Source organism: Homoserinimonas aerilata, from assembly GCF_006716125.1.
Lineage (GTDB): Bacteria > Actinomycetota > Actinomycetes > Actinomycetales > Microbacteriaceae > Homoserinimonas > Homoserinimonas aerilata.
In genome coordinates, this window is sequence record NZ_VFOM01000001.1 from 1,509,820 (window position 1) to 1,536,065 (window position 26,246).

General features: G+C 67.3%; 25 protein-coding genes. 4 read left to right on the forward strand and 21 right to left on the reverse strand.

Features of this window, described 5'->3' with window-relative positions; translation table 11 throughout:
- Positions 1-7 precede the first annotated feature (7 nt).
- The 11 genes from dapF to FB562_RS07205 all read right to left on the reverse strand — a co-directional run bounded on the left by dapF (position 8) and on the right by FB562_RS07205 (position 10,494).
- Positions 8-883 carry a diaminopimelate epimerase gene (gene dapF / locus FB562_RS07155; protein ID WP_141880477.1) on the reverse strand — a complete coding sequence of 292 codons (876 nt, stop codon included), beginning with the start codon at positions 881-883 and terminating at the stop codon, positions 8-10.
- 28 nt (positions 884-911) lie between these two features.
- Positions 912-1,832: a tRNA (adenosine(37)-N6)-dimethylallyltransferase MiaA gene (gene miaA / locus FB562_RS07160; protein WP_141881125.1), complete on the reverse strand. Its 921-nt coding sequence runs from the start codon at positions 1,830-1,832 to the stop codon at positions 912-914.
- Positions 1,833-1,835: 3 nt separating this feature from the next.
- The gene (gene miaB / locus FB562_RS07165; RefSeq protein ID WP_141880478.1) at positions 1,836-3,392 is read right to left on the reverse strand and encodes a tRNA (N6-isopentenyl adenosine(37)-C2)-methylthiotransferase MiaB; all 1,557 of its coding nucleotides are present in this window, start codon (positions 3,390-3,392) and stop codon (positions 1,836-1,838) included.
- A 63-nt stretch (positions 3,393-3,455) separates the two neighbouring features.
- Positions 3,456-4,277, reverse strand: coding sequence for an ammonia-dependent NAD(+) synthetase (nadE, locus tag FB562_RS07170; protein WP_141880479.1), 822 nt, complete (start codon positions 4,275-4,277; stop codon positions 3,456-3,458).
- Positions 4,278-4,303: 26 nt separating this feature from the next.
- Positions 4,304-5,011, reverse strand: coding sequence for a regulatory protein RecX (locus tag FB562_RS07175; RefSeq protein ID WP_141880480.1), 708 nt, complete (start codon positions 5,009-5,011; stop codon positions 4,304-4,306).
- Positions 5,012-5,019: 8 nt separating this feature from the next.
- On the reverse strand, positions 5,020-6,099 hold the full coding sequence (recA, locus tag FB562_RS07180) for a recombinase RecA (protein WP_141880481.1): 1,080 nt from the start codon (positions 6,097-6,099) through the stop codon (positions 5,020-5,022).
- A gap of 351 nt (positions 6,100-6,450) precedes the next feature.
- A complete protein-coding gene (locus FB562_RS07185) occupies positions 6,451-6,669 on the reverse strand; it encodes a DUF3046 domain-containing protein (RefSeq protein WP_141880482.1) in 219 nt (72 codons plus the stop codon).
- 208 nt (positions 6,670-6,877) lie between these two features.
- Positions 6,878-7,225 (reverse strand): helix-turn-helix domain-containing protein, encoded by a 348-nt coding sequence (locus FB562_RS07190; protein WP_141880483.1) that lies wholly within the window; start codon positions 7,223-7,225, stop codon positions 6,878-6,880.
- Between the two features lie 133 nt (positions 7,226-7,358).
- Positions 7,359-8,906, reverse strand: a complete 1,548-nt coding sequence (locus FB562_RS07195; RefSeq protein ID WP_141881126.1) for a tripartite tricarboxylate transporter permease — start codon at positions 8,904-8,906, stop codon at positions 7,359-7,361.
- Entirely contained in the window at positions 8,906-9,451 is a 546-nt protein-coding gene (locus tag FB562_RS07200) for a tripartite tricarboxylate transporter TctB family protein (protein ID WP_141880484.1), read from the reverse strand. Before FB562_RS07200 ends, FB562_RS07195 begins: the two co-directional genes overlap by 1 nt.
- A gap of 2 nt (positions 9,452-9,453) precedes the next feature.
- Positions 9,454-10,494: a Bug family tripartite tricarboxylate transporter substrate binding protein gene (locus FB562_RS07205; protein WP_246081377.1), complete on the reverse strand. Its 1,041-nt coding sequence runs from the start codon at positions 10,492-10,494 to the stop codon at positions 9,454-9,456.
- Positions 10,495-10,686: 192 nt separating this feature from the next.
- Here FB562_RS07205 and FB562_RS07210 point away from each other — a divergent pair, with 192 nt between their 5' ends.
- Together FB562_RS07210 and FB562_RS07215 are read left to right on the forward strand one after the other, a co-directional pair.
- Positions 10,687-12,327 (forward strand): ATP-binding protein, encoded by a 1,641-nt coding sequence (locus FB562_RS07210; protein ID WP_246081378.1) that lies wholly within the window; start codon positions 10,687-10,689, stop codon positions 12,325-12,327.
- The gene (locus FB562_RS07215) at positions 12,324-13,016 is read left to right on the forward strand and encodes a response regulator (RefSeq protein WP_141880485.1); all 693 of its coding nucleotides are present in this window, start codon (positions 12,324-12,326) and stop codon (positions 13,014-13,016) included. The genes FB562_RS07210 and FB562_RS07215 overlap by 4 nt, the downstream gene beginning before the upstream one ends.
- Positions 13,017-13,032: 16 nt before the next feature.
- On the opposite strand, the gene FB562_RS07220 is transcribed toward FB562_RS07215, so the two are convergent.
- The 8 genes from FB562_RS07220 to dapA form a co-directional block, all read right to left on the reverse strand.
- Complete coding sequence (locus tag FB562_RS07220; protein WP_141880486.1) at positions 13,033-13,527, reverse strand: CinA family protein; 495 nt, start codon at positions 13,525-13,527, stop codon at positions 13,033-13,035.
- Positions 13,524-14,138: a CDP-diacylglycerol--glycerol-3-phosphate 3-phosphatidyltransferase gene (gene pgsA, locus FB562_RS07225; RefSeq protein WP_141880487.1), complete on the reverse strand. Its 615-nt coding sequence runs from the start codon at positions 14,136-14,138 to the stop codon at positions 13,524-13,526. The genes FB562_RS07220 and pgsA overlap by 4 nt, the downstream gene beginning before the upstream one ends.
- Before the next feature lie 4 nt (positions 14,139-14,142).
- The gene (locus FB562_RS07230; RefSeq protein WP_141880488.1) at positions 14,143-16,890 is read right to left on the reverse strand and encodes an FtsK/SpoIIIE family DNA translocase; all 2,748 of its coding nucleotides are present in this window, start codon (positions 16,888-16,890) and stop codon (positions 14,143-14,145) included.
- Positions 16,891-16,955: 65 nt separating this feature from the next.
- Positions 16,956-18,176 (reverse strand): ABC transporter permease, encoded by a 1,221-nt coding sequence (locus tag FB562_RS07235; RefSeq protein WP_141880489.1) that lies wholly within the window; start codon positions 18,174-18,176, stop codon positions 16,956-16,958.
- A complete protein-coding gene (locus FB562_RS07240) occupies positions 18,176-18,901 on the reverse strand; it encodes an ABC transporter ATP-binding protein (protein WP_141880490.1) in 726 nt (241 codons plus the stop codon). The genes FB562_RS07235 and FB562_RS07240 overlap by 1 nt, the downstream gene beginning before the upstream one ends.
- Positions 18,898-19,869 (reverse strand): efflux RND transporter periplasmic adaptor subunit, encoded by a 972-nt coding sequence (locus tag FB562_RS07245; protein ID WP_141880491.1) that lies wholly within the window; start codon positions 19,867-19,869, stop codon positions 18,898-18,900. Before FB562_RS07245 ends, FB562_RS07240 begins: the two co-directional genes overlap by 4 nt.
- Before the next feature lie 145 nt (positions 19,870-20,014).
- On the reverse strand, positions 20,015-21,691 hold the full coding sequence (locus FB562_RS07250) for a ribonuclease J (RefSeq protein WP_141880492.1): 1,677 nt from the start codon (positions 21,689-21,691) through the stop codon (positions 20,015-20,017).
- An 80-nt stretch (positions 21,692-21,771) separates the two neighbouring features.
- Entirely contained in the window at positions 21,772-22,749 is a 978-nt protein-coding gene (gene dapA / locus FB562_RS07255) for a 4-hydroxy-tetrahydrodipicolinate synthase (RefSeq protein ID WP_141880493.1), read from the reverse strand.
- 99 nt (positions 22,750-22,848) lie between these two features.
- Here dapA and FB562_RS07260 point away from each other — a divergent pair, with 99 nt between their 5' ends.
- Complete coding sequence (locus tag FB562_RS07260) at positions 22,849-23,184, forward strand: ArsR/SmtB family transcription factor (RefSeq protein ID WP_141880494.1); 336 nt, start codon at positions 22,849-22,851, stop codon at positions 23,182-23,184.
- On the forward strand, positions 23,181-24,860 hold the full coding sequence (locus FB562_RS07265; protein ID WP_141880495.1) for a SulP family inorganic anion transporter: 1,680 nt from the start codon (positions 23,181-23,183) through the stop codon (positions 24,858-24,860). The genes FB562_RS07260 and FB562_RS07265 overlap by 4 nt, the downstream gene beginning before the upstream one ends.
- Here FB562_RS07265 and FB562_RS07270 read toward each other — a convergent pair.
- Positions 24,857-25,414 carry a dihydrofolate reductase gene (locus tag FB562_RS07270; RefSeq protein ID WP_141880496.1) on the reverse strand — a complete coding sequence of 186 codons (558 nt, stop codon included), beginning with the start codon at positions 25,412-25,414 and terminating at the stop codon, positions 24,857-24,859. The genes FB562_RS07265 and FB562_RS07270 overlap by 4 nt on opposite strands.
- A complete protein-coding gene (locus FB562_RS07275; RefSeq protein ID WP_141880497.1) occupies positions 25,411-26,220 on the reverse strand; it encodes a thymidylate synthase in 810 nt (269 codons plus the stop codon). Before FB562_RS07275 ends, FB562_RS07270 begins: the two co-directional genes overlap by 4 nt.
- Positions 26,221-26,246: the final 26 nt, after the last annotated feature.

Sequence of the window (26,246 nt, forward strand, 5' to 3'; positions counted from 1 at the left end):
AGGATGCCTACAGGCTGAGATCGCCCTCGAACACGAGCGTCGCAGGCCCACTCAGGGAGACGTGCTCTCCGTCTTCGGCAGGCCACATGCGCACGCCGAGCGTTCCGCCCGGAACCTCGACCCGCCAGTTGTTCGGCGCGCCCGCCCCCGCCCAGTGACGCGTCGCGAGGGCAGCCGCGACAGCACCGGTGCCGCAGGAGAGCGTCTCACCGCTGCCGCGCTCGTGCACCCTCATGGTGATGTTGCCGACACCATCGACGACGAGCGGATCGCTTGGAACGACGAACTCGACATTGGCGCCGGCCTCAGGCACGGGTTCGAGCACGGGGATATAGCCGAGGTCGAGCTCGGCGAGCTCATCGAGCGACGACAGCGCCACGACCACATGCGGATTGCCGACGTTGATGCCGAGCCCGGGCCTCGCCACCGGGAGGTTCTTCGCCCGCACGAGGGGCTCACCCCCATCGAGCGACCAGCGCCCGAGATCGACCTGGAAGCCGCGCTGGTTGCGCTGCAGATCGCGCACGCCCGCGCGGGTGCCGACAGTGAGCGTGTCGTTGGGCCCCAGATCGACGAGACCGTTCGTCGTGAGGTACTCGGCGAAGACGCGGATGCCGTTGCCACACATCTCCGACGGGGAGCCGTCGGAGTTGTGGTAATCCATGAACCACTCCGCGCCGTCATCCTCGGCAAGGGCCGCAGCACCCTCCGGAAGACTACGAGAGCGGACCGCCCTGATGATGCCATCGGCGCCGACGCCGAAATGCCGATCGGCGATCGCCGCAAGCTGCTTCGGGCTCAGCTCCACCTCGCCGTCGGGGTCGGAGAACAGCACGAAGTCGTTGCCCGTGCCGTGGCCCTTGGTGAAGTGAATCTCTGGCATCATCCAAGGATAGTTCGGCAGGCGGACGTCACCGCACGCTGAGCGCGAACGCATCCTCGATCAGCGCAGGGGCATCATGGTCGAACCACGTCGTCGCCGCGTACCGCCGGAACCAGCTCACCTGCCGACGCGCATACTTGCGGGTGAGCGCCTGGGTCAGCTCGATCGCCTGCCCCTGGCTCAGCTCGCCCCTGAGCTCGCCGATCGCCTGCGCGTAACCGATGGCGCGGCTCGCGGTGACGCCGCGCTCGATCCCGCGCTCCCGGAGCATCCGCACCTCATCAAGCAGCCCGTCGCGCCACATCCCCTCGACCCGCTCGTCGAGTCGGGCCACCAGCTCGGCCCTCTCGGCGCGCACCCCTATGACCCGGGTGTCGGCATGCCAGGTGGCGCCCTCATCCGGCAACCCGGAGCCGAACGGCTCCCCCGTGAGCTCGACGACCTCGAGCGCACGCACGATGCGGCGAGCGTTGTGCGGCCCGATGGACTCCGCTGCGGCCGGATCCAGCTGCCGCAGACGCTGGAACAGGATGCCGGGACCCACCTCGGCGAGCTCCGCCTCGAGTCTGGCCCGCACCGCAGCATCCGTGCCCGGGAATCGGAAGTCGTAGATCACCGAAGAGACATAGAGACCGGAGCCGCCCACCATGATCGGAACAGCGCCACGCGCCAGGATGTCGCCGATCACCGCGCGAGCCTGCACCTGGTAGTCGGCGACGCTCGCCTCGTCGGTGACATCGAGCACGTCGAACATGTGGTGCGGGATGCCGCGGCGCTCGGCGATCGGAAGCTTGGCCGTACCGATATCCATGCCCCTGTACAGCTGCATCGCATCCGCATTGACGATCTCGGTCGGCCTGCCGGCGCTCGCCAGCCGCGCCGCCAGCTCCAGGGAGAGCGCCGTCTTGCCCGTGCCGGTCGCGCCGACAAGGACGATGAGGGGAAGCACCACCTAGCGCAGGCCGTCGGACGAATCGTAGATCGGCGTCGTGGCCACGCGCAGCGTTGGGAGGCCGAGCGAGACCCGTGCCGGTGCGGAGGACCCAGCAGAGGTGGCCGGGACGCCGCAGGAGGCCGCCTCGGCGCGATCCCAGGCATCGCCCGCCGTTGTGCGTCGGACAGCGAAACCTCCGCCCACAGCGGTGTCGGCGATCAGATAGAAAGGCTTCGCCTCAGAGACGGTGACCGTGACGACATCGCCCGGACGCGGCACCTCGGCACCCGTCGGCACATCGAAGTGGACCAAGCGACTGTCCTCCGCGCGCCCCGAGAGGCGATGCGTCTGGGCATCCTTGCTGCCCTCGGCGGAGACCATGACGTTCACGGTCGTGCCGACGAGCGCCCGGTTCTCCTCCCAGGAGATTCGATCCTGCAGGGCGGTGAGCCGCTCGTAGCGTTCCTGAACGACCGCCTTCGGCACCTGCTCGTCCATCGTCGCCGCCGGCGTGCCCTCACGGATCGAATACTGGAAGGTGAAGGCAGAGGCGAAACGCGCCCTCTCCACCACGCGGAGGGTCTCCTGGAAGTCCTCCTCCGTCTCGCCGGGGAAGCCGACGATGATGTCCGTCGAGATCGCCGCGTTCGGGATGCGCTCGCGAACGCGATCGAGGATGCCGAGGAAGCGTTCAGAGCGGTAGCTGCGGCGCATCGCCTTCAGGATGCGGTCCGAACCCGACTGCAGGGGCATGTGAAGCTGCGGCATGACCGCGGGCGTCTCCGCCATCGCCTCGATGACATCGTCGGTGAAGGCCGCCGGATGCGGGCTTGTGAAGCGGATGCGCTCGAGGCGGCGAATCTCGCCGGCGGCACGCAGCAACTTGCCGAAGGCGTGGCGGTCGCCGAACTCGACACCATAGGAGTTGACGTTCTGGCCGAGCAGAGTCACCTCGATGGCTCCGTCGTCGACGAGCGCCTGAACCTCGGCGAGGATGTCGCCCGGCCGGCGATCCTTCTCCTTGCCGCGCAGCGCCGGCACGATGCAGAAGGTGCAGGTGTTGTTGCAGCCCACCGAGATGGACACCCAGCCGCTGTGCGTGGACTCCCGGCGGGTCGGCAGCGTGGAGGGGAAGACCTCGAGCGATTCGAGGATCTCGAGTTGGGCCTCACCGTTGTGGCGGGCACGTTCGAGCAGGGTCGGGAGCGAGCCCATGTTGTGCGTGCCGAACACGACATCGACCCAGGGCGCCTTCTCGAGGATGGTGCTCTTGTCCTTCTGGGCGAGGCATCCGCCGACCGCGATCTGCATCCCCTCGTGCTCACGCTTGATCGAGGCGAGCATTCCCAGATTGCCGTACAGCTTGTTGTCGGCGTTCTCGCGCACGGCGCAGGTGTTGATGACGACGACATCGGCCTGCCCCTCGGTCGCGCGCACATAGCCCGCAGCCTCGAGCGAGCCGCTGAGCCGCTCGGAGTCGTGGACATTCATCTGACAGCCGTAGGTGCGCACCTCATAGCTGCGCGGAACGGCGGAGGTCGGGGCGGCTGAATCGGCGGGGGCGAGCGTGGTCATGATGGGGTAAAGCCTAACTCTGCCGGGCCAGAGAGGCGTTCTGCGGTGCTGCCCGGCGCGGCCTCAGCGCCACCAGCCGTCGAACGGCGAGACCGGCAGAGCGCGTTTGTGCCGGGTGGCCAGGAAGCGCTGCTCGATCGCCTGCGCCACCCCCTGCGCGACCTCGCGGCCCTCAAGAAAGTCATCGATGTCGTCGTAGGCCAGCCCCAGGTTGGCCTCATCGCTCTGGCCGGGGGTCCCGTCGAGCAGATCGGCCGTGGGCACCTTGAGGAACAGGCGTTCGGGGGCTCCCAGATGCTGAAGCAACTGCCGGCCCTGACGCTTGGTGAGGCCGGAGAGCGGAAGCACATCTGCACCGCCGTCTCCGAACTTGGTGAAGAAGCCGGTCACGGCCTCCGCGGCATGGTCGGTGCCGACGACGAGCAGACCAGACTGGCCCGCGATCGCGTACTGGGCGATCATGCGTGCCCTGGCCTTGACGTTGCCCTTCGTGAAATCCTGCATCTCGGTGCCCACGCCGTCGAGGTATTCCGCCTCGAAGCCGTCGACCCCGCGCTGCACATTGAAGGTGAGCTCGCGGTCGGCCCGAATGAATTCGAGCGCAAGCTGCGCATCATCTTCGTCACGCTGTACCGCGTAGGGCAGGCGTACCGCGATGAACTCTGCTTCGCCACCGGATGCTCTCACCCGCTCGGCCGCGAGCTGGCAGATTCTGCCCGCAAGAGACGAATCCTGCCCGCCGCTGATGCCGAGCACCAGTCCGCGTGCCCCCGTCGCCGCAAGGTAGTCCGTGAGAAAACTCAGGCGGCGCTCAAGCTCCTCGCCGGGGTCGATCTCCGGCACGGAGTGGAGTTCGGCGATGATCTGGGACTGGAGCTCACGCATAGGAAGAACCTACCCGGTGGTGACAGTCATTCGAAGCGCACTCCCCCGGAGCGGCTGCCGCCCTTGAGCGCGCCGGCAACGGCCTCCCGGACGATCGACGAGGAGTAGCCCTTGCGCGTGAGGAACGCCGTGAGGCGGCGCTCGGCGGTGGCGGCATCGTAGGAACGCAACTGCGACGCCCGCTTCTCGGCGAGTTCACGCGCGCGCTCTCTCTCGTCTCCCGCCTCCAACTGCTCGAGGGCCTCATCGATCAGTTGCTGATCAATGTGTCGACGCCTGAGCTCCGAGACGATGCCCTGCCTGCCGAGCCCCTTGCGTTCGTGCTGGGTACGCACCAGGGTCTCTGCAAGGGCTGCGTCATCGATGAGCCCGACCGACTCAAGCCGTGCCACCTCGGCCTCGATCAGCTGCTCGTCGATCTCTCGGGAACGCAGCAGACCCTCGATCTCCCAGCGCGACATATTGCGGCGGGTGAGGCCGGCAAGGCTGACGTTCTCGGCCCGCCGCGCCTGACGCTCCGGGCCCCGACGGCTGCTCGCCGGTGCCGCCGAGCCACCCGCTGCCGGGGCATCAGCCTGTGACACTGCAGCCGCTTCTTCTGCCCCCTCGGGGAGGAGCGCGTCTTCGGTAGCGGCGGCGGGTCTGGCGCCCGGCAGATAGATGACGGGCGCCAGACGATCGTCGCGAGACTCGCCCGATGAGCTGGCCTTCGAGGGAATCCGGTGGACGGACATGATGACTGCTAGCTCGCTGCCTTGCTGCGGCTCGCAAGCTTCGGCGCGATCGGCTCGACGGCGACCTCGGCCGGTGCGACGGCCTTCAGATCTTGACCGATGCCGAGCTTGATGAGGATCTTGTCTTCGATCTCCTTGGCGACATCCGGGTTCTCGGTCAGGTAGCGACGCGAGTTCTCCTTGCCCTGGCCGAGCTGGTCGCCGTCGTAGGTGTACCACGCGCCCGACTTGCGAACGATCTCGTGCTCGACACCGAAGTCGATCAGGCTGCCCTCGCGGGAGATTCCGATGCCGTAGAGGATGTCGAATTCGGCCTGCTTGAACGGCGGGGCCATCTTGTTCTTCACGACCTTGACGCGGGTGCGGTTGCCCACCGCATCCGTGCCGTCCTTGAGGGTCTCGATACGGCGGATGTCGAGGCGGACCGACGCATAGAACTTGAGCGCCTTACCGCCGGCGGTCGTCTCGGGGCTGCCGAAGAACACACCGATCTTCTCGCGGAGCTGGTTGATGAAGATCATCGTCGTGTTGGTCGAGCTGAGGCCACCGGTGAGCTTGCGCAGAGCCTGCGACATGAGCCGCGCCTGGAGGCCGACATGGGTGTCACCCATCTCGCCCTCGATCTCGGCCCGAGGCACGAGAGCGGCGACGGAGTCGATGACGATGAGGTCGATGGACCCCGAGCGCACCAGCATGTCGGCGATCTCGAGGGCCTGCTCACCGGTGTCGGGCTGAGAGACCAGCAGGGCGTCGATGTCGACCCCCAGAGACTTGGCATACTCGGGGTCGAGGGCGTGCTCGGCGTCGATGAAGGCGGCGATGCCGCCCGCCCGCTGGGCGTTCGCGATGGCGTGCAGCGTGAGCGTGGTCTTACCAGAGGACTCTGGACCGTAGATCTCGACGATGCGGCCACGCGGGAGCCCCCCGATACCGAGTGCGACGTCAAGGGCGATGGAGCCGGTGGGGATCACGGCGACAGGCGCACGCTCGTCGCTGCCGAGGCGCATGACGGAACCCTTGCCGAACTGCCGGTCGATCTGGGCGAGGGCCGTGTCGAGGGCCTTCTCGCGGTCTGCTGCTGATGCCATTGTCGTGCTCCTGTTCGTCATGGGCTCCGGCTTCGGGCCGGGAACCTCGGATGTTGCGCCTATCGGCTGCCGCCTGCGACTCGACCGGTGGTGCAAGGTCTCGTCGGGTACGGCAAGGCTGGTTGTGACGGCTGATCGCCAGCACCCCTGACGTTAGGCGGCACCTCCGACATACATGATGCGGAAGGTGCGTTCTGTGGACAGGGAGCCGGTGAACTCCGCTGGTGAGGAGCCTACTCGCATCCGAACACATGTTCGAAGAACCGGTAGAAAATCCACCCGGCGTGTCGCACCGACAGTCGGCAACAGCGGACGGCGGCACACGACAGCGTGACCCGCAGAGCGGCCGAATCAGGCCTTGTTGAGGCGCCCCATGCCGTGCCAGCGTTCCGGCGGAACATCGGACGCCCTGCAGATGGCGAGCCACACATCACGGGGGGCGGCACCCGCCGCCAGCGCCTGCTCTGCGCTCACCCCGCCCACCTCCGCCAGCACGAGGTCGTGCGCGAGCGTGCTGCCGTAGGCGCCGAACTCGTCGCGCATCGCGATCCAGAACTCGCTCAGCCTCATCGTCTGCTCACCGGGCCCCTCGCATCCGCATTCCACAACGCTACGGCATCACCCGCGGCTCGCAGCACGCGCACAACCCCCTCCGAGGCGAGGCCTCCCAGACGACGGATGCCCGGCTCTTGCGAGCCGGGCATCCGGTGAAGCAGTGTCATTATTCGGCCGATGCGACCAGATGCCGATCAGCAGAGGGCCGATCAGCAGGCGGCGATCAGCGGACCGCGAGCCCCGCAGCGACCTCAGAGGAACCGAAGCCCTCGAAATCGCGCTTGCCGAATGCGGAACCGAAGTTCTCGGGAACCGTGTCGGGGATGACGTTGAGGCCTTCGATGATCGCCATGCGATCTCCGACCTCATGCATGATCACCGAGATGGGGGTGTCGAGGGCGTCAGCCACCGACGCGAGAATCTCAGAGCTGGCCTCCTTCTGGCCTCGCTCGACCTCGCTGAGGTAACCCAGGGCGACGCTTGCCCGACCTGCGACCTGGCGGAGGGTGTGGCCCTTCTGCAGGCGGAAGTCTCGGAGTACGTCCCCGATCTCCTGACGAACCAGAACCATTGGACCCTCCCCTTATGTTCAGTGACTGAAAAGCCTACCGTGCTCGAGAACCTGTTTCAGTTCATGAACTCTACGCAATCCAGCCTGTGCGGTGCTTGTGAATGTACCGGCTGTAACGCGAAGCAAAGCAGGGCTATTCCCGCCCCGAGCCGGCACCGGCGAGCTGCTCCGCGAGACGGCTCTCCACGCGGGCCTGACGTCGCTTCAACCACAGCCCGAGCAACAGCAGAACGAGAAGGATCGCGTATGCCGCGGCCGCGAAGGGACTCGTCACCAGCGCACTCAGATCGCCCTGGCTGATCGCCAGCGTCTTGCGCAACTGGGTCTCGGCCATGGGCCCCAGGATGCCCCCGATCACCATCGGCGCCACCGGATAGCCGAAGCGTCGCATCAGGAACCCGACGACACCGACAGCCAACAGGATCAGCACATCCAGGTGGTTGAACTTCGTCGCGTAGGCCCCGAGGGCTGCAAACAGCAGGATGCCCGCATACAGGTACGGCCTCGGTATCTGCAGGACCTTCACCCAGATGCCGACCAGCGGCAGGTTGAGCACCAGGAGCATGATGTTGCCGATGTAGAGGCTCGCGATGAGAGCCCACACGAGCGTTGACTGGTTCTGGAACAGAAGCGGCCCCGGCTGGATGCCGTACGACTGGAACGCGGAGAGGATGATCGCCGCCGTCGCCGTCGTCGGCAGGCCGAGCGTCAGAAGGGGAACCAGCACGCCCGCGGCCGCCGCGTTGTTGGCCGCCTCCGGACCCGCGACACCCTCGATCGCACCGTGCCCGAATTCGGCCTTCGCCCTGCCTTTCGCCAGTTTCTTCTCGGCGCCGTACGACAGGAAGGTGGCGACATCCGCCCCTCCTGCCGGAATCGTGCCGATCGGGAAGCCGATGGCCGTGCCCCGCAACCATGGGCGCCATGAGCGGCTCCAGTCCTCGCGGGTCATCCAGTTGCGCCAGCCCTTGCTGACAGGGATCACCTCGATCCCGCCGCCGCGGAGTCGTGAGGCCACATAGAGCGACTCTCCCACCGCGAAGAGCCCCACCGCGATCAACACGACATCGATGCCGTCAGCCAGCACCGGCAGCCCGAAGGTGAAGCGCTGCTGCCCCGTGAGCACCTCGGTGCCGACGATACCCAGCAGGAGCCCCAGCGCGAGCGAGACCATACCCCGGGCGACCGAGCTGCCGAGCAGCGCACCCACCGTCAGGAACGCGACGATCATGAGCGCGAAATAGTCGGGCGGGCCCAGGGTGACCGCCCAGCGCGCCAGGATCGGGGCGAGCAGCGTCAGACCCAGCGTCGCGACGCTCGCCGCGACGAAGGAACCGATCGCGGCCGTCGCGAGGGCCGACGCCCCACGACCCTTGCGCGCCATCCGATTGCCCTCGAGGGCCGTCACGATCGACGCGGACTCCCCCGGCGTGTTCAACAGGATCGACGTCGTCGACCCGCCATACATTCCGCCGTAGTAGATGCCGGCGAAGACGATGAGGGCCGCCGCAGGTTCAAGCGAATAGGTGATGGGCAGCAGCAGAGCCACCGTCATGGCCGGCCCGATGCCCGGCAGCACACCGACCGCGGTGCCGATGAGCACGCCGAAGAAGGCGTAGAGCAGATACTCGGGCTGGATCGCCGTGGCGAAACCCGCCATGAGCTCACCGAAGTTGTCGATCACAGGAAGGGGATCCAATCGAGAAGGGGGCCTGCGGGCAGGGAGAGGCCGAGCAGCGACCCGAAGAGGAACTGGATGGCGAGGGAGAGAGCGAGGCCGATCAGGATCGTGCGCCACAGCTTGGCGGCGCCGAGCGTCCAGGCCGCACCTGCGAAGAGCACGGTGGCTGCGAGCGGCCAGCCGATGAGGCCCACCAGATACGCGTGGGCGATGAAGAACGCGAGCAGCTTGCCAACCGTGAGCCAGTCCGTCGGCACAGAGGAATCGACATCCTCGCCGTCCTCCGCCTCACCGAGACGACCCCGACGGATGCCGACCAACACGGCGAGCGCCGCCACCAGCAGGAGCGCACCGACCAGATAGGGGAACGCCTTCGGTCCGAGCGAGGTGCTCGACACGGGCACGCGGATGAATGCGGCCGCGACGAGCACATAGACGCCCACCGCAGCGGTGACACCGGCGAAGGCGTACTCGCCGATCGGAACACGGGGCCGTCCGGCCGGCGAGGAATCCCCGCCGGCCGGACGATTGTCGAGAGCCTCCACGACTAGTCGATCAGTCCGAGATCCTTGAGCACCGCGTTGACATCGCCGATGCTCTGCATGAGCGAGGTGTCGAACTCGACGCCGGACATGTAGGCGTCAGCCCACCCCTTCGACTCCAGGATGTCCTTCCACGCTCCGCTCTCATGCATCTTGTCGAGCACCGCGACGAGTGCCTTGCGGTCATCCTCCGAGATCGAACCGGATGCGATGACACCGCGCCAGTTCGTGATCTCGAGCTCGTAGCCGGACTCGATGATCGTCGGAACATCAGGAAGCAAATCGCTCGGCTCGGCGCTCGAGACCGCAAGCGCACGCAGCTCGCCCGCCTTGACCTGCTCCGCGAACTCGCTGATGCCCGAGATGCCGGCGGACACCTTGTTGCCGAGCAGCAGGGTGACAGCCTCGCCACCGCCCGCGTTCGGCACGTAGTTCAGCTTCTCGCCGATCTGCGCAGAGGACTGGCCGGCGACCTTGAGCAGCTGCGCGGCCAGGATGTGATCGACGCCACCGGCCGAACCGCCCGTGACCGACACATCCTTGCCGTTGTCGATCATGTCGTCGACGAGATCGCCCAGATCCTTGTACGGCGAGTCCTTGGGAACGACGATGACGCTCGCCTCCTCGGTGAGTCTCGCGATCGGCGTCGTGTCCTCCAGCCTGACCGCCGAGTCGTTCGTCTCGACCGCGCCCACCATGACGAAGCCCGTGAGCATCAGCGTGTGCGGGTCCTTCTCGTTGGCGAGGGCCGCCAGACCGATCGTGCCGCCCGCTCCCCCGATGTTCGTGACGGGGGCGGAACCGACGATGCCCTCCTGGGTGAGGACCTCGGCGAGGGCGCGGCCCGTCTGGTCCCAGCCGCCACCCGGGTCGGCCGGAACGATGACCTTGATCGATGTGATCGCCGACTCATCCTCCTGCGCACCCCCGGGCGTCGAAGCGTTCGAGCATCCGGCGAGGAGCAGCACCGCGACCCCTGCTGAGGCGAGCATCGCCGCCCGCCTGTTCCGTCGCCTCAGTGACTGTTCTGCTGTGTGACCGTGCATGGCTCCTCCTTGAGCTTTCGGCGACCGTCGCCCGAGAACAGCTCCCGGGTCGCGCCGAGGGACGAGACACACAGTAGGGAGCGACACCGCCCGGCGGAACGATGCGGAAGTAGTGGTTGTTTTGGTCGTTCTGTACTCATTCAGGGGCGCGAAGGAATCGCGGGACGGCGCGCGCTCCGTCAGACTGGGGGCGTGGTCAGGTCGATGAAGCTCCGCACGCAGCTGCTCCTTCTGCAGCTCGCGATCGTGCTCATCACCGTGCTCGGAACCGGCGTCATGGCGAGCTGGCTGCAGGAGCAACAACTGCGCGACTCGTACAGGGACCGGATGATCGCCGTCGCCCAGTCCGTCGCGACGCTGCCCGCCATCATCAACGCACTCGATGACGCCGAGCCGAGCCGCACCATCCAGCCCATCGCAGAAGTCGTGCGCGCGGCATCCGACGTCACCTACGTCGTCGTCACCGATGACACGGGCACACGCTTCTCGCACCCCAACCCGGAGCGCATCGGCGAGATGGTCTCGACGGATCCCTCCGTAGCGCTCGCAGGCGAGGTGTACGTCGGCACCCAGACGGGCACGCTCGGCGAATCGTGGCGCGTCAAGGTGCCCATCGCCTCGGGCGACGAGGTCATCGGGGTCGTCTCGGTCGGCATCCTCGAAGCCGACCTCAGGAGCGACTACCTCGGCAACGCAACCCTGCTCTTCATCACCATCGGCGTGGCGGCCGTGTTCGGCGTGATCGGCGCCGCGTGGGTCAGCACCGTCATCCGCAAACGCATCTACGGGCTCGAACCCGACGAGATCGTCGGCCTGCTCGAAGCCCGCGAGGCCATGCTGCACGGCGTGAGGGAAGGGCTCGTCGCCATCGACGAGAACGGGCGGATCGCCCTCATCAACGACGCGGCAGCCCGGCTCCTCGGGCTGGAGGAGCACGGCGCCGTCGTCGGCACCCCCGCGGTAGACGTGCTCGACAGCGAACTCGTACGGATGCTCGACCACGAGGAATCGGCGAGCCGCCTTCTGCTCTCGGGCGAACGCATCCTCCTCGTGCAGCGTGACATCGCCCGCCTCGACGAACGGGTCATCGGCTCCGTGTTCATCCTGCGGGACAACACAGAACTGCACGCGCTCATGCGGGACCTCGACGGGGCACAGGGTCTCGCCGACGGGCTCAGGGCCCAAGCCCACGGCTTCTCCAACAAACTGCACGTGATCTCCGGGCTGCTCGAACTCGGGCACATCGACGAAGCCGTCGCCTTCATAGAACGTGTGGGCGACGGCGGCACACTCTCCAGCACCACCGGCGGAAGCGGCATAACCGACCTCGAACTCGCGGCACTCCTGCTCGTCAAACAGGCGCGGGCCCACGAACTCGGAATCGAGCTCCTCGTCGACGCAACGAGCACGCTCGCCCCGCTCGCCACCCACCCCGAATCGGACAGGCTGCGCGACGACCTGCTGACCGTGCTCGGCAACCTCATCGACAACGCCGTCGAGGCAGGCAGGCCCGGCACGATCGTCACCGTCACCGTCGTCGAAACGCCCGGCGACATCGAACTGGAGGTCTCCGACACGGGGCCCGGAATCCCGCCGAAGCTGCGCGAGCGCGTCTTCGCCCCCGGATACTCCTCCAAATCGCCCGGGCACGGACGCCTCACCACGGCCCGCGGAATCGGGCTGACGCTCGTGCGGCGCATCGCACGACGGCGCGGCGGCGACGTCGAGATCGCATCCTCCCCCAGCGGAGGAGCCGCGATCACCGTGCGGCTGCCCGTCCGCCCGCGCCACGCGGGCATCCGCAGCACTGCAGAGGAGGCGAGCACACCGTGACCAGCGCACCGCTGCGGACCCTCATCGTCGACGACGACATCGCCGTCGCCGGCATCCACGGCCGCTTCGTCGAAGCCCACGCGTCATTCGCCGTCGTCGGCGTCGCCCACACCGGCGCCGAAGCCGTCGCCGCCATAGCAAGACTCGACCCCGAGCTCGTGCTGCTCGACATCTACCTGCCGGACTTCTCCGGACTCGAAGTACTCAGCAGGATCCGGCTCGAGCACGCACGCCACACGGAGGTCATCGCCGTCACCGCGGCCCGCGATCTGGCCAGCGTGCGCGAAGCCCGAGCGAACGGCGTCATGCACTACCTGGTCAAACCATTCACCGCCACGGCGCTGAGGGCGAGACTCGACGCCGTCGCTGCGCAGCACGCGAGACTCCGCAGAACCCCGGGAGGCGTCTCGCTCGACCAGAGCGCCGTCGACGCCATCCTCTCCGGCCTGTCACCCCGCAATGCCCTGCCACCGAAGGGGCTCTCGGCGGCCACGCTGCGGCTCGTCACCTCGACACTGCTCGACGCATCCGACGACCTCTCGGCCAGTGAGGTTGCTGCGCAGATCGGCATGTCGCGCGTTGCCGCTCGGCGCTACCTCGAACACCTCGTCGAGACGGGAACCGCCGCCGTCGAACCCCGCTACGGAAGTGCGGGGCGCCCCGAGCATCGCTACCGGGCCGGCCGCTGACGCAGCGCTGGCATGCTCAGGCGCCAGCATCCTCCGAAAGCCGTGCGAGCACCTCGTCGATCGCCCGATCGACGACCTGACGCCGGATCGACTCCCGGTCGCCGGAGAGATCGAGCTGAACCACGCGCACGTCACCGGCAAGCGATACGCCCACGAAAACCGTTCCGACGGGCTGCCCATCCTGCGGTTCCGGCCCCGCCACCCCCGTGGTCGAGACGCCGATGTCAGCGGGAAGACCGCCCACCGCGAGCAGTTCGCGCACGTGCACCGCCATCTGCGCCGCGACATCTGGATGTACGACGCCGTGCACATTGATCACCGCAGAATCCACCCCGAGCATGGAGTGCTTCAGTTCGGTGTTGTACGCGACGACACCGCCCAGCACCGCGGCAGACGCGCCCGGGGTCGACACCAGCTCGGAGACGAGCATCCCGCCCGTCAGCGACTCCGCCACAGCGATCGTCAGCCTGCGCTCGATCAGCAGATGCACGAGATCATCGGATGCCGTCACGACGCGGACCTCCCATGCCTGACCGCCTTCACCAGGTAGTCGAGGCCCGTGACGAGGGTGGCGATCACAGCGGCCGTCATGACGGCGCCGTTCACCCAGTGGACCCAGTCGCCCAGCGGCCCCCACAGCGGGAACAGGAACAGCGAGATGGCCACCGCCTGCAGCACGGTCTTGAGCTTGCCGCCGCGCGACGCGGGGATGACCCTGTCTCGGAGAACGGCCATCCGGTACACCGTGATGCCCAGCTCGCGGACGAGGATGAGCAGCGTCACCCACCAGGCGAGCTCGCCCAGGATCGACAGGCAGACGAGGGCGCCGCCCGTGAGGAGCTTGTCGGCGATCGGGTCGAGCAGCTTGCCCAGATCGGTGATGAGGTTGCGGCTGCGCGCCAGATGACCGTCGACGGCATCCGTGGCGATCGCGACGACGAACAGTACGGCGGCGATGTAGCGCAGCACACCCCACTCGCCCGCATCGGCCAGCAGCAGCCAGAAGAAGACCGGAGCCATGAGGATGCGCACGACGGTGATGATGTTCGCCACATTCGCGATGCTGGCGGGGGTGTCACCCGCGCGCAGGATGCGGCCGCTGAACAGTTCGGAAGAAGCCATTCGCCTACTCCCGGTCTGTGAGCTGCCAGGCATCCTCGTTGTCGGATGCCTCGACCTCATCGTAGCCGCTGCTCATCTCGGCGACCGGGTCTGAGCCGTAGCGGTCGGCGTCGTGACCGGACGCGGCCGACGCTCCACCACCCTGCGGAGCGGCCGGAGCAGCCGCCGGCTCGTCGCCGCGCAGTCGCGCCAGAACCCCGGGCAGCTGCTCGGGGGCCACGAGCACGTCGCGGGCCTTCGACCCCTCGGAGGGGCCGACGATCTCGCGCGACTCGAGCAGATCCATGAGCCTGCCCGCCTTCGCGAATCCGACGCGGAGCTTGCGCTGCAGCATGGACGTCGAACCGAACTGCGTGCTGACGACGAGCTCGGCCGCCGCGAGCAGAACCTCGAGATCGTCGCCGATGTCGCTGTCGATCTGCTTCTTCTCGGCGACGACGGCGACATCGTTGCGGTACTCGGGCCTCGCCTGCGCTGTGACGTGCTTGACGACGGAGTTGATCTCGTCCTCACCGACCCAGGCACCCTGCACGCGGATCGCCTTCGACGCCCCCATCGGCAGGAACAGCGCGTCTCCCTGGCCGATGAGCTTGTCGGCCCCCGGCTGATCGAGGATGACGCGGGAGTCGGTCATGCTGCTCACCGCGAACGCGAGGCGACTCGGCACATTGGCCTTGATGAGCCCCGTGACGACGTCGACCGACGGCCGCTGCGTCGCGAGCACGAGGTGGATTCCGGATGCTCGGGCCAACTGCGTTATGCGCACGATCGAATCCTCGACGTCGCGCGGGGCGACCATCATGAGGTCGGCCAACTCATCGACGACGACAAGCAGGTAGGGGTACGCCTTGAGCTTGCGCTCGCTGCCCTCCGGCAGCACGATCTCATTCGCGACGACGGCGGCGTTGAAGTCATCGATGTGGCGGTAGCCGAAGCTGGCCAGATCGTCGTACCGCATGTCCATCTCCTTCACGACCCAGGCGAGCGCTTCGGCTGCCTTCTTGGGGTTCGTGATGATGGGCGTGATGAGATGCGGGATGCCCGCATACGGCGCCAGTTCGACGCGCTTCGGGTCAATGAGCACCATGCGCACCTCTGAGGGCTTGGCGCGCATCAGCAGCGAGGTGATCATCGAGTTGACGAAGCTCGACTTGCCCGAGCCGGTGGAGCCCGCGACGAGGAGATGCGGCATCTTGGCCAGGTTGGCGACGACGAAGCCGCCCTCGACATCCTTGCCCACGCCGATCGTCATGGGGTGCTGGCTGCCCGTGCTGGCCTTCGAGCGCAGAACGTCGCCGAGCGAGACGATCTCACGGTCGGTGTTGGGGATCTCGATGCCGATGGCGCTCTTGCCCGGGATGGGCGAGAGGATGCGCACCTCGTTGCTCGCGACCGCGTAGGAGAGGTTCTTGCTGAGCGCCGTGACGCGCTCGACCTTGACGCCGGGGCCGAGCTCGATCTCGTAGCGGGTGACCGTCGGGCCGCGGCTGAACCCGGTGACCTTCGCGTCGACAGTGAACTGCTTGAGCACCTCGGTGATGGCGGCGACGATGTCGTCGTTGGCCTGCGAGCGCGCCTTCGGCGGCGTTCCCTGCTTGAGAACGGATGCCGCGGGCAGCCGGTACGGCGTCTGCGGCCGTTCCTGCGCGGGCTGGGCGAAGTCGCCCTGGCGGCCCTTCTCCGAGACGTTGTCGGTGAAGCCGGGGAGCAGATCTGCCACGAGGGGCTCGCCATCGTCACGGATGCCCGTCGACGCGGCGGGCTCGACCTCTCCCGTGAAGCGCTTGACGGCATCCTCTGCCTTCGTCAGCTCCTCAATCAGCTCGATGCCGAAGGCCTCAGTCTCTGACTCGTCGTTCGCGTCGCTCGCGCGCTCGATCACGGGGCTGTCGAAGGCCGGATCGGTCTCGCGCTGGGTCTTGTTGCGTCGCCACCACGGAAGCGAGGCGGCCTCCTCGGGGTCGATGCCGAGGTCGCCGAAGTCGCCGAAGGCCTCCGTCGTGTCGCCGGAGCCCTTCGCGGGCTTCCGGGCGGGCTCCTCCAGCTGCTCCCCGAAGAGGTAGGCGTAGAGCTCGCGGAGACGGCGGCCGATGCGATTCGGCGGCGTCTTCGTGATGATGAACAGCGAGAGCACGAGGAGCAGCGCCGCAACGACCACCCCGAGCCAGAGGATGTTGCCCGCCACGAACGGCTGGCCCGTCACCCATCCGATGACACCGCCGCCTCGGGCGAGTGCCACGGCACCGTCGGACGGCTGCGGCGCACCGCTGAGGAGATGACTCAGTGCGCTCACGCTGATGAGGAGCACGACAAGACCGACCCCCAGCCGACCGTTGTCGTCGACAGACGCCGGATGCCGGAAGAGCCACACGGAGAAGACGAGGAGGATGACCGGCAGCGCGAAGGCGAGACGCCCGAACAGACCGCCGAACGTCCAGGCGTCGAGGGCTATCGCGACGGGGTCGTTGGGGTTGAACCACTCAACGACAGCGCCCGCGATCGCGAGCAGGAAGAACATGAACGGGACGCCGTCGCGTCGCTCGTCCTTGGCAAGGGTCTCGCGCCCGAAGAGGCGGGCTGCCCCGCCCACGACATGCGCCATGCCCAGCCACGCACCGGAGAGCAGACCGGGCCGGGACTCGACGACCTTCGCCGCGGGCAGCTTCTTCGTCGCCGCGGTGCGCGCAGGCGCCTTCGAACCGCGCGCCGGCGCCGTGCGCGCACGCGAGTTCGACCTGGTGCTCGTAGCCATGCTTCCACGGTACCGGCGGCCACTGTCATCGCCGGGATGGCAGGGCGCGTGTTGAGCAGCGGGGCTCAGAAGCGAATGGCGTCGATCACCTTGACCCGCACGGCGACGAGCGCGGGCAGCAGTCCAGCGAGGGCACCCACCGCCGTGGCCGCGCCGAGACCGAGCAGGGCCGCCTCGATGGGGAACGGCGGAACATCCATGATCCCCTGCGCGAGCTGCTCCTGAACCCAGGGATTGCGCACGATGAGAATCGCGATGATCACGCCGATGACCCCCGCCGCGAACGACGCGACGACACTCTCCATCATCACCGAGAAGAACACCCTGCCCGCCGTGGCCCCGAAGCTGCGGCGGATGCCGATCTCACGGATGCGCTGGCGCACGGTCACGAGCGAGATGTTCACGAGCCCGAGCGCGCCGAGCAGCAGGACGAGCCCCGCGACCCCTCCCACGAGCAGCCTGAGCGGAAGCAGCGGGTCCATGCTGTTGTATGCCGCATAGTCGTTGCGACTGACGTCGACCTGGAACCCCTCCCCCAGCGCTCCGGCGGTGTCTCGCTGGATGAGCGACGTCAGCTCGTCTGCGAGCTCCGGCGGAACCCACAACTCGAATGACGGCGCAGCCCCGGCGATCGCCGCCGCCGACGAGATGCGCTCGAACGCGGTATTGAGGATGAAGGAACGCGGCGACGTCTCCCACGGTTCAGCGGGCATGACACCGATGATCACGGCCGTGCCCGCCGAATCCCCCACGAGCGAGATCGTGGGGTGGGTGCGCAGATCGGGCGAGCCGATGCGCTCATAGAACAGCTCGTTGACGACGAGTGCAGGCGCGAGACGCTGCTCGTCGTAGTCGCTGAACCACGCACCATCCGACACCCGCACGCGATGCATCGTGCCGAAGGCGACATCGACACCCTGTGTCTCCACGGGAGCGACGCCGTCAGAGAACTGGGCGTACAGGGTGGCCCAGCGGTTGGCGCCGGCATGGCTGATCTGGTAGCGCTCGACGACGGCGTCGAAGGCCTCGCGCAGCGAGTCGCCGGATGCCTGTTCCCCCGTCTGCGGGTTGAAGGCGCTGATCATGAGGGTCGCCGGCCGGCCGGAGCTGCGCTCCATGCTCTCGGTCGTGGACTGCTGCACCATGCCGCCGAGGCCGACGACAGTCGTGATCGCCGTGACGGCAACGCCCACGCCGATGAGACTCAACATCACCCGAGTCCTGTGGATGCGCAACTCGGCCCAGGCCTCGCTGACGGCTCCGACGAAGCCCGTGAGAAACCGCATCACAGCGACACCTCGGGGGCGGCCATCGCGAGCACCCGCGTCACATCGACGGCGGTCAGCACTCCCTTGTCGAGCCTGTAGTGCCTGCGCGCGAGAGCCGCGACATTCGCGTCATGGGTGATGGTGATGAGCGCCGCACCCGACTGCTCGGCGACCTCGTCAACGAGGGCCATGATCGAAGCCCCCGTGTCGATGTCGAGGGCCCCTGTCGGCTCGTCCGCGAGGATGAGTCGCGGGCCACGCACGAGCGCTCGGGCGATGGCGACCCTCTGCTGCTCCCCGCCGGAGAGCTTCTCCGGCATCGACAGCATCCGCTCGCCAAGCCCGACACGCTCGAGCATCTCGCCGGCCAACTGCCGCCTGCGCCAGAACTGCCTGCCCGTCGCGTAGAGCAACGGGGTCATGACGTTCTCGAGCGCGGTGCGCCCCGGCAACAGGTTGAACTGCTGGAAGATGAAGCCGATATCGCTGCCGCGAGCGCGGTCGCGGGCTCGCGAACCGAGCTGCGAGACAGGCCGTTCATCGAACACGATCTGCCCCGAGGTGGGAGTGTCGAGCAGGCCGAGCAGGTTGAGCAGAGTCGTCTTGCCCGAGCCACTGCGACCGACGACCGACACATGGTCACCGACGGCCACCTCGAGGTCGACCCCCTTGAGGATCTCGAGAGGCGGAGCATCCGGAAGCTCGACAGAGCGGGTCACCGCCTCGAGCCGCAGCAGGCTCATCCGCCGAAACCTCCACAGGCCATGCCACCGGCAACCGCGTAACAGTCCTCGCCCATCATGGGCGCCTCCTGAGCGCCGGGAACGAACTGCAGCACCATGTCGCCCTCGGCGACACCGTCACGCACCTCGACATTGATGCCGTCGTTGAGACCGAGCGTGACCGGCCGCTGCTCCGTGGAACCGTCGGCAAGCACGAAGTAGACATTGCCGGTGTCTGCCACACCCTCGACCGCAGTGATCGGCACCATCATGACGTTCTCGGCGACACCGCCCGAGATCGTGACCTCGGCACCAAGCCCGGCGAACACCCGCACATCACCGGGCACCGCACAGCGCATGGCCGTGCCGCCGGAGTCGGCCTCCGCCCCCGCGAGCGCCGTCGATATCGACAGGCCGGTGCACGTGAACGGCGCAGGGCCGCCCGCGACAGCAACCAGCGCCTCAGTCGGCTGGTTGAGCAGGCGGTACTGCTGCTCAGGCTCCATCGTCGCCGTCACATGGAAGCTCGGTGGCGCCACCTTGGCGACAACCTCGCCGATCGTGACGGTCTGGCCCTCGATGACCGAGACGACCGACAGGATGCCCGCCGCCGGAGAGACGACGGTGATGTCGCGCTTCCACGACGTTCCGTCATCGCGCATGACCTCCTCGCGCACGACGAAGAGTTCGGCGCCAGCCCCCACCGCGGCGCCCTGGCCAGCAAGAACCTTGCGGACCGTACCCGGTGCCGTCGACTTGACCTCGACCGCCTCATCCGCGGCGATCGTGCCCTTCAGCACGACATCGTTCTGGATCGTTCCCAGCGAGACCGGAATCTGCGGCTCCACGATCTCCGCCGTCGGAAACTCAGGTGACGCGGCATCCTGTGCTGCATCGCCAAAGAAGGCCAACTTCACCAGCGCCGCAGCGACGGCGGCGAAGATGACGATCCTGATGATGGGAAAGATCCACTTACGCCACACGCCCACGACTACCCCGGATTCCGTTCAAGACGGCCGACCTCGCACCGGCGTCCGCTCCAAGGTATCGGCTAGCGAACGATAAGAGAATCATCCTTGAGGATGAAAGTGAAACCCCATCGAAACGAGGCCGTGAACCGTCAGACGCGGCGCGCTACGCCTCGATGACGACGGGCACGATCATGGGGCGACGCCGGTGCTGCGTGTTCACCCAGCGCCCCACAGTGCGGCGGATGACCTGGGTGAAGGCATGCGTGTCGCGCGTGCCGTTCTCCGCCGCCTCCGTGAGCGCCTTCACGATCTGCGGCTTCACCGCATCGAACACGGCCTCATCCTCTGCAAAGCCGCGCGACTGGATCTCCGGCCCGACGATGACCCTGCCGGTCTGCGGATCGATCGCGACGAAGATCGAGATGAATCCCTCCTCCGCGAGGATACGGCGATCCTTGAGATCGGCATCCGTGATCTCGCCGACAGTCGAACCATCGACATAGACATAGCCCAGATCGAGCTGACCGACGACCGTCGCGACGCCGTCGCGCAGGTCGATGACGACGCCGTCCTCGCCCAGGATGATGTTCTCCTCCGGCACGCCCGTCTGCATCGCCAGCTCGGCGTTCGCCACCAGATGGCGGTGCTCGCCGTGCACCGGCAGCACATTCTTCGGGCGCAGGATGTTGTAGCAGTAGAGCAGCTCGCCCGCGCTCGCGTGACCTGAGACATGCACCTTCGCATTGCCCTTGTGCACGACCGTGGCGCCCAGCTTCATGAGCCCGTTGATGACCCGGTAGACGGCGTTCTCGTTGCCGGGGATGAGGCTTGACGCGAGGATGACCGTGTCGCCCCTGCCCACCTCGATCTTGTGCTCGAGGTTCGCCATGCGCGCCAGAACGGCCATCGGCTCGCCCTGCGAGCCCGTGCTCATGTAGACGATCTTGTTGTCAGGCAGATCGTCGGCCTTCTTCTGGTCGATGAGAACGCCATCCGGCACCCTCAGGTAGCCGAGATCGGCGGCGATGCCCATGTTGCGCACCATCGAGCGCCCCATGAACGCGACACGGCGGCCGTTCGCATGCGCGGCATCCAGAACCTGCTGCACCCTGTGCACGTGGCTCGAGAAGCTCGCCACGATCACCCGGCGCCGGGCCTTCTGGATGACCGCCTCGAGCACGGGGCCGATGGCCCGCTCGGGAGCAGTGAAGCCGGGAACATCGGCGTTCGTCGAATCGGGCAGGAACAGGTCGACGCCCGCCTCACCGAGCCGGGCGAAGGCACGAAGATCGGTGATGCGGTCGTCGAGCGGCAGCTGATCCATCTTGAAGTCGCCGGTGTGCAGAACCACGCCGGCCTCCGTCTTGATGGCGACCGCCAGAGCATCCGGAATCGAATGGTTCACCGCAATGAACTCGAGACTGAAGGGGCCGAAGCGCTCCTCGTCGCCCTCCGCGACCGTGAGCGTGTACGGCGTGATGCGGTGCTCCTTGAGCTTCGCCTCCACAAGTGCCAGCGTCAGGTTCGAGCCGATCAGCGGGATGTCCTGGCGCAGGCGCAGCAGGTACGGCACAGCACCGATGTGGTCCTCGTGGCCGTGCGTGAGCACGACGCCCAGGATGTCGTCGAGACGATCCCGGATGGGGCTGAAGTCGGGCAGGATCAGATCGACGCCCGGCTGGTGCTCCTCCGGGAACAGCACACCGCAGTCGACGACGAGCAGCTTGCCGCCGAACTCGTAGACGGTCATGTTGCGGCCGATCTCGCCGAGGCCGCCGATCGGGGTCACCCGAAGGGTGCCGGGCTGGAGGGGTGCAGGTTCGTGGATGGGTGAATTCATGGCGTCCTGTGCTGTCGCGGCCGAAGCGGCCGATTCTCGTTGGGGCCGTCAGCCCCCTGTTGACGTGTGGGCGACGCGCCTCAGCGCGTCGTGCCTGCGACCTTCGGCAGCGCACCGCCGGCCGCGGCATTGCGGTCGGGGCGGAAGTTGCCCAGGTCGAGACCGGGAATGGAGCCGACGAGCGCCAGCTCGTCCTCGATGACGGCAGCCTCGAAATCCTCGGGGCCGACGAGCGGGAGCCGCACACGCGGCGAGCCGATGCGGCCCAGCCCGTGCAGGATGTACTTGGCCGCGACAGTGCCGGGAACATGCGTCATGACGGCGCGTACGAGCGGCTCGAGCTGCTTGTGGGCGGCCGTCGCGGTCGCCAGATCGCCGGCGTTGACGGCGTCGACGATGACCCGGTACGGGGTCGGTGCGATGTTCGCGGTGACACCGATGAGCCCCGTCGCACCGATCGAGAGATGCGGAAGCACATTGGGGTCATCTCCCGAGAAGTACAGCAGATCGGTCTGATTGAGAACCCTGCTGACCTCGGCGAGATCGCCCTTGGCATCCTTCACAGCAATGATGTTCGGATGCTTGGCCGCGCGCAGGATCGTCTCGTACTTGATCGGGATTCCCGTGCGCCCGGGGATGTCGTAGAGGATGACCGGAAGGTCGGTCGCGTCGGCGATCATGCGGAAGTGGGTGAGCACGCCCGCCTGCGTCGGCTTGTTGTAGTACGGCGTGACGATCATGACGCCATCGGCGCCGGCCTTCTCGCTCGCCTTGTAGAGCTCGATCGCGTGCGCCGTCTCGTTGGAACCGCCGCCCGTGATGATCTTCGCGCGCGAGCCGGCGACGGACTTGGCGACCTCGACGAGCCGCAGCTTCTCCGGGTCGGTGAGGGTGCTCGTCTCGCCGGTCGTGCCCGTGACGACGATGCCGTCCGCTCCCCCGGTGATGACGTCGTCGATGTGCTTCTCCACGTCATCCCACGCGACCTCGCCATCGGCGGTGAACGGGGTGACCAGGGCGACCAGCACCTGGCCGAAGGGATTCGCGGGATTCGTCACAGTGCCCAGCGTATCGCGCTGGGGCATGCCGCTGCGAACGTGGATCACGCCTGATTGCGTCTATTCAACAAAATTGCAATATAGACGTATTGTTGATTTATGGCATCCGAACTCCCCGTCGCCCAGGTCAAGGCAGAACTCTTCAAAGCCCTCGCCCACCCCGCCCGCATCCGGGTGCTCGAGGTGCTCAGCGGAGGCGAGCACACCGTCAGCGAGATCGCCGGCCTCGTCGACCTCGAGATGGCGCACCTCTCCCAGCAGCTGGGCGTGCTGCGGCGAGCCGGAGTCGTCGTCACCCGCAGAGACGGCAACAGCATCCACTACTCGCTGCGGGACGAACGGATGTCGCAGATCATCCAACTCGCCCGCGAGATGATCATCGCCGGGCTGCGCGAATCACAGGACATGCTGCACCAGCTGGACGGCCGGCGATGAGCACCGGAACGCCGCAGCGACTGCCCCGACTGCGCGAACTGCTGCCCGGCAGAGCCGACCTGCTCGCCGCCCGCCGCTCTCCCCTGCGCGACCTCGTCGCCGGGCTCACCGTCGCCATCGTCGCCCTGCCTCTCGCGCTCGCCTTCGGAGTCGCATCCGGGCTCGGGGCGCAGGCAGGCCTGACCACCGCGATCGTCGCCGGAATCCTCGCGGCCGTCTTCGGCGGCAGCAACCTGCAGGTCTCCGGGCCGACCGGAGCCATGACCGTCGTACTGCTGCCCGTCGTGCACTCCTTCGGGGCAAGCGGAGTGCTCCTCGTCGGACTCATGGCAGGGGTCATCCTCATCGCCCTCGGCGTCTCCGGCATCGGCCGGTACGTGCGCCTGCTGCCCACCTCCCTCATCGAAGGCTTCACCGCGGGCATCGCCGTCATCATCGTGCTGCAGCAGGTGCCCAACATGCTCGGCGTGGAGGCCGGCGAACAGTCCCAGGTGTGGGCCATCGCGGGCGACGCCATCACGCAGTACCTGGCAGCCCCGCAGCTTGCGCCCATCGCCATGGCCCTGGGCGTCGCCGCCGTCATCCTCATCGGAGCGAGGCTCAAACCATCGCTGCCCATCTCCATCCTGGCCATCGTGGTCGCCACCCTCATCGCCGATCTGGCCAGCCTCGACCTCACCCGCATCGGCTCCATCCCCAGCACCATCGGCTCATACTCCACCGACTTCATCGACCTCAGCCGGATCACCGCGCTGATCCCCTCCGCGCTCGCCGTCGCCGCACTGGCCGCGCTCGAAAGCCTCCTGTGCGCGACCGTCGCCGACTCCATGAGCGTCGGCGAACGACACAACCCCGACCGGGAACTGTTCGGCCAGGGCATCGCCAACATCGCCGTACCGTTCCTCGGAGGGGTGCCCGCGACGGCAGCGATCGCCCGCACCGCCGTCAACGTGCGGGCGGGGGCGCACTCGCGCGTCGCATCCATCACCCACTCGCTCGTGCTCGCGGTGGTGGTGCTCTCCGCATCCGGACTCGTCTCGACGATCCCCCTCGCGGCCCTCGCCGGGGTGCTCATCGCCACCTGCGTGCAGATGGTGGGAGTCGGATCCATCCGGGCGCTGCTGCGATCCACACGGGAGGACGCTGTCGTGCTGGTGCTCACCTTCGCCGTGACCGTCGCCGTCGACCTCGTCACCGCCGTCGTCGTCGGTCTCGTCATCGCCTCCTTCCTCGCCCTCCGCAACGTCTCCAGGAGCGCCCGGCTCGACCGGGTGCCGCTGGAGGACGACAGGGGTGACCACAGCGCAGAAGAACTCGCCCTGCTCTCCGATCGCATCGCAGCCTTCCGATTCGACGGGCCGCTGTTCTTCGGCGCAGCCCACCGATTCCTCCTGGAACTCACCGACGTCACGGATGTCGAGGTCGTCATCCTGCGGATGTCCCGCGTGACAACCCTCGACGCGACAGGCGCGGGCATCCTCGACGACGCCATCCGACGCCTCGAGGCCAAAGGCATCGCCGTGCTCGTCTCCGGAGTGGACCCCGCGCACGGCAAGACACTGCGGGCGCTCGGCGTCGCACCGCACCTGCGCGAACTCGGCCGCGTGTTCGACACGACTCCGGATGCCATCGCCGCAGCTCGCAGCATCACATCGCAGAACCGCGCGGCAGGCTAGAGCCGGGCGCGCTCATACGACACGAAGCGATAGTCGAGGCCCGTGCGGGAGCTGAGCCAGCCCCCCTCAGGGTCGCGGGACACCGCGCGCCACCCCTCGCCGATTGCCGGCGCCATCGCATCGCCCTCGAACCGTGCACGGATCTCCGTCACCTCGAGGCGCTCGGCATCCGCCATGACGGCCGCAAATATCTCGCCGCCGCCGATGACCCACACGAGACCGCCGGAAGCAGACCCAGAACCGGATGCCTCGGACGCCGCCAAGCCCAGAGCATCCGGAATCGAATGCACGACATCCGCACCCTCCGCCTGCCAGCCCTCATCACGGGTGACGACGATGTTGCGGCGGCCCTCCAGAGGCCGGAAGCGCGGCGGGAGAGAATCCCACGTCTTGCGCCCCATCACCACAGGGCTGCCCAAGGTCACCCGCTTGAAATGGGCCAGATCTTCGGGGATGTGCCACGGCATGGCGCCATCCCTGCCGATCACGCCGCCCTCGGCCTCAGCCCAGATCAGCCCGATACGCACGGCCGGGGCTGTGCGCGGTGCGCTCATACCGCGACGGCCCCACGGATCGCCGGGTGGTGCTCGTAACCGACGACCTCGAAATCGTCGTACTCGTAGTCGAAGATGCTGTCGCGCTGCGCCGTCACGTTCAGGCGGGGCGGCGCGAACGGCTCACGGCTGAGCTGCTCGGTGACCTGCGCAACATGGTTGTCGTAGATGTGGCAGTCACCGCCCGTCCAGACGAACTCGCCCACCTCGAGCCCGGCCTGGGCCGCGACCATATGCGTGAGCAGCGCGTAGCTGGCGATGTTGAACGGCACGCCGAGGAACATGTCGGCGCTGCGCTGGTAGAGCTGGCACGACAGCCTGCCGTCGGCCACATAGAACTGGAACAGCGCATGGCACGGCGCCAGCGCCATGTTCGGGATGTCGGCCGGATTCCAGGCCGAGACGATCAGTCTGCGGGAATCGGGATTCGTGCGGATCTGCTCGATGACATCCGAGATCTGATCGATCTGCTCGCCGCTCGGAGTCGGCCAGGAGCGCCACTGCACGCCATACACCGGGCCGAGCTCGCCCTCAGCATCAGCCCACTCGTCCCAGATGGTGACCCCGTTGTCGCGCAGCCAGGAGACGTTGCTCTCGCCGCGCAGGAACCACAGCAGCTCATAGGCGATCGACTTGAAATGCACGCGCTTCGTCGTGACCAGCGGAAAACCCTCCGCCAGATCGAAACGGATCTGCCGGCCGAACACGCTACGCGTGCCCGTGCCCGTACGGTCGGTCTTCTGTACACCGTTCTGCAGGACATCACGCAGGAGGTCTTCGTAAGGGGTAGAAATCGTCGCAGCCATCCATCAGATGCTACCTGTTCGGCAAG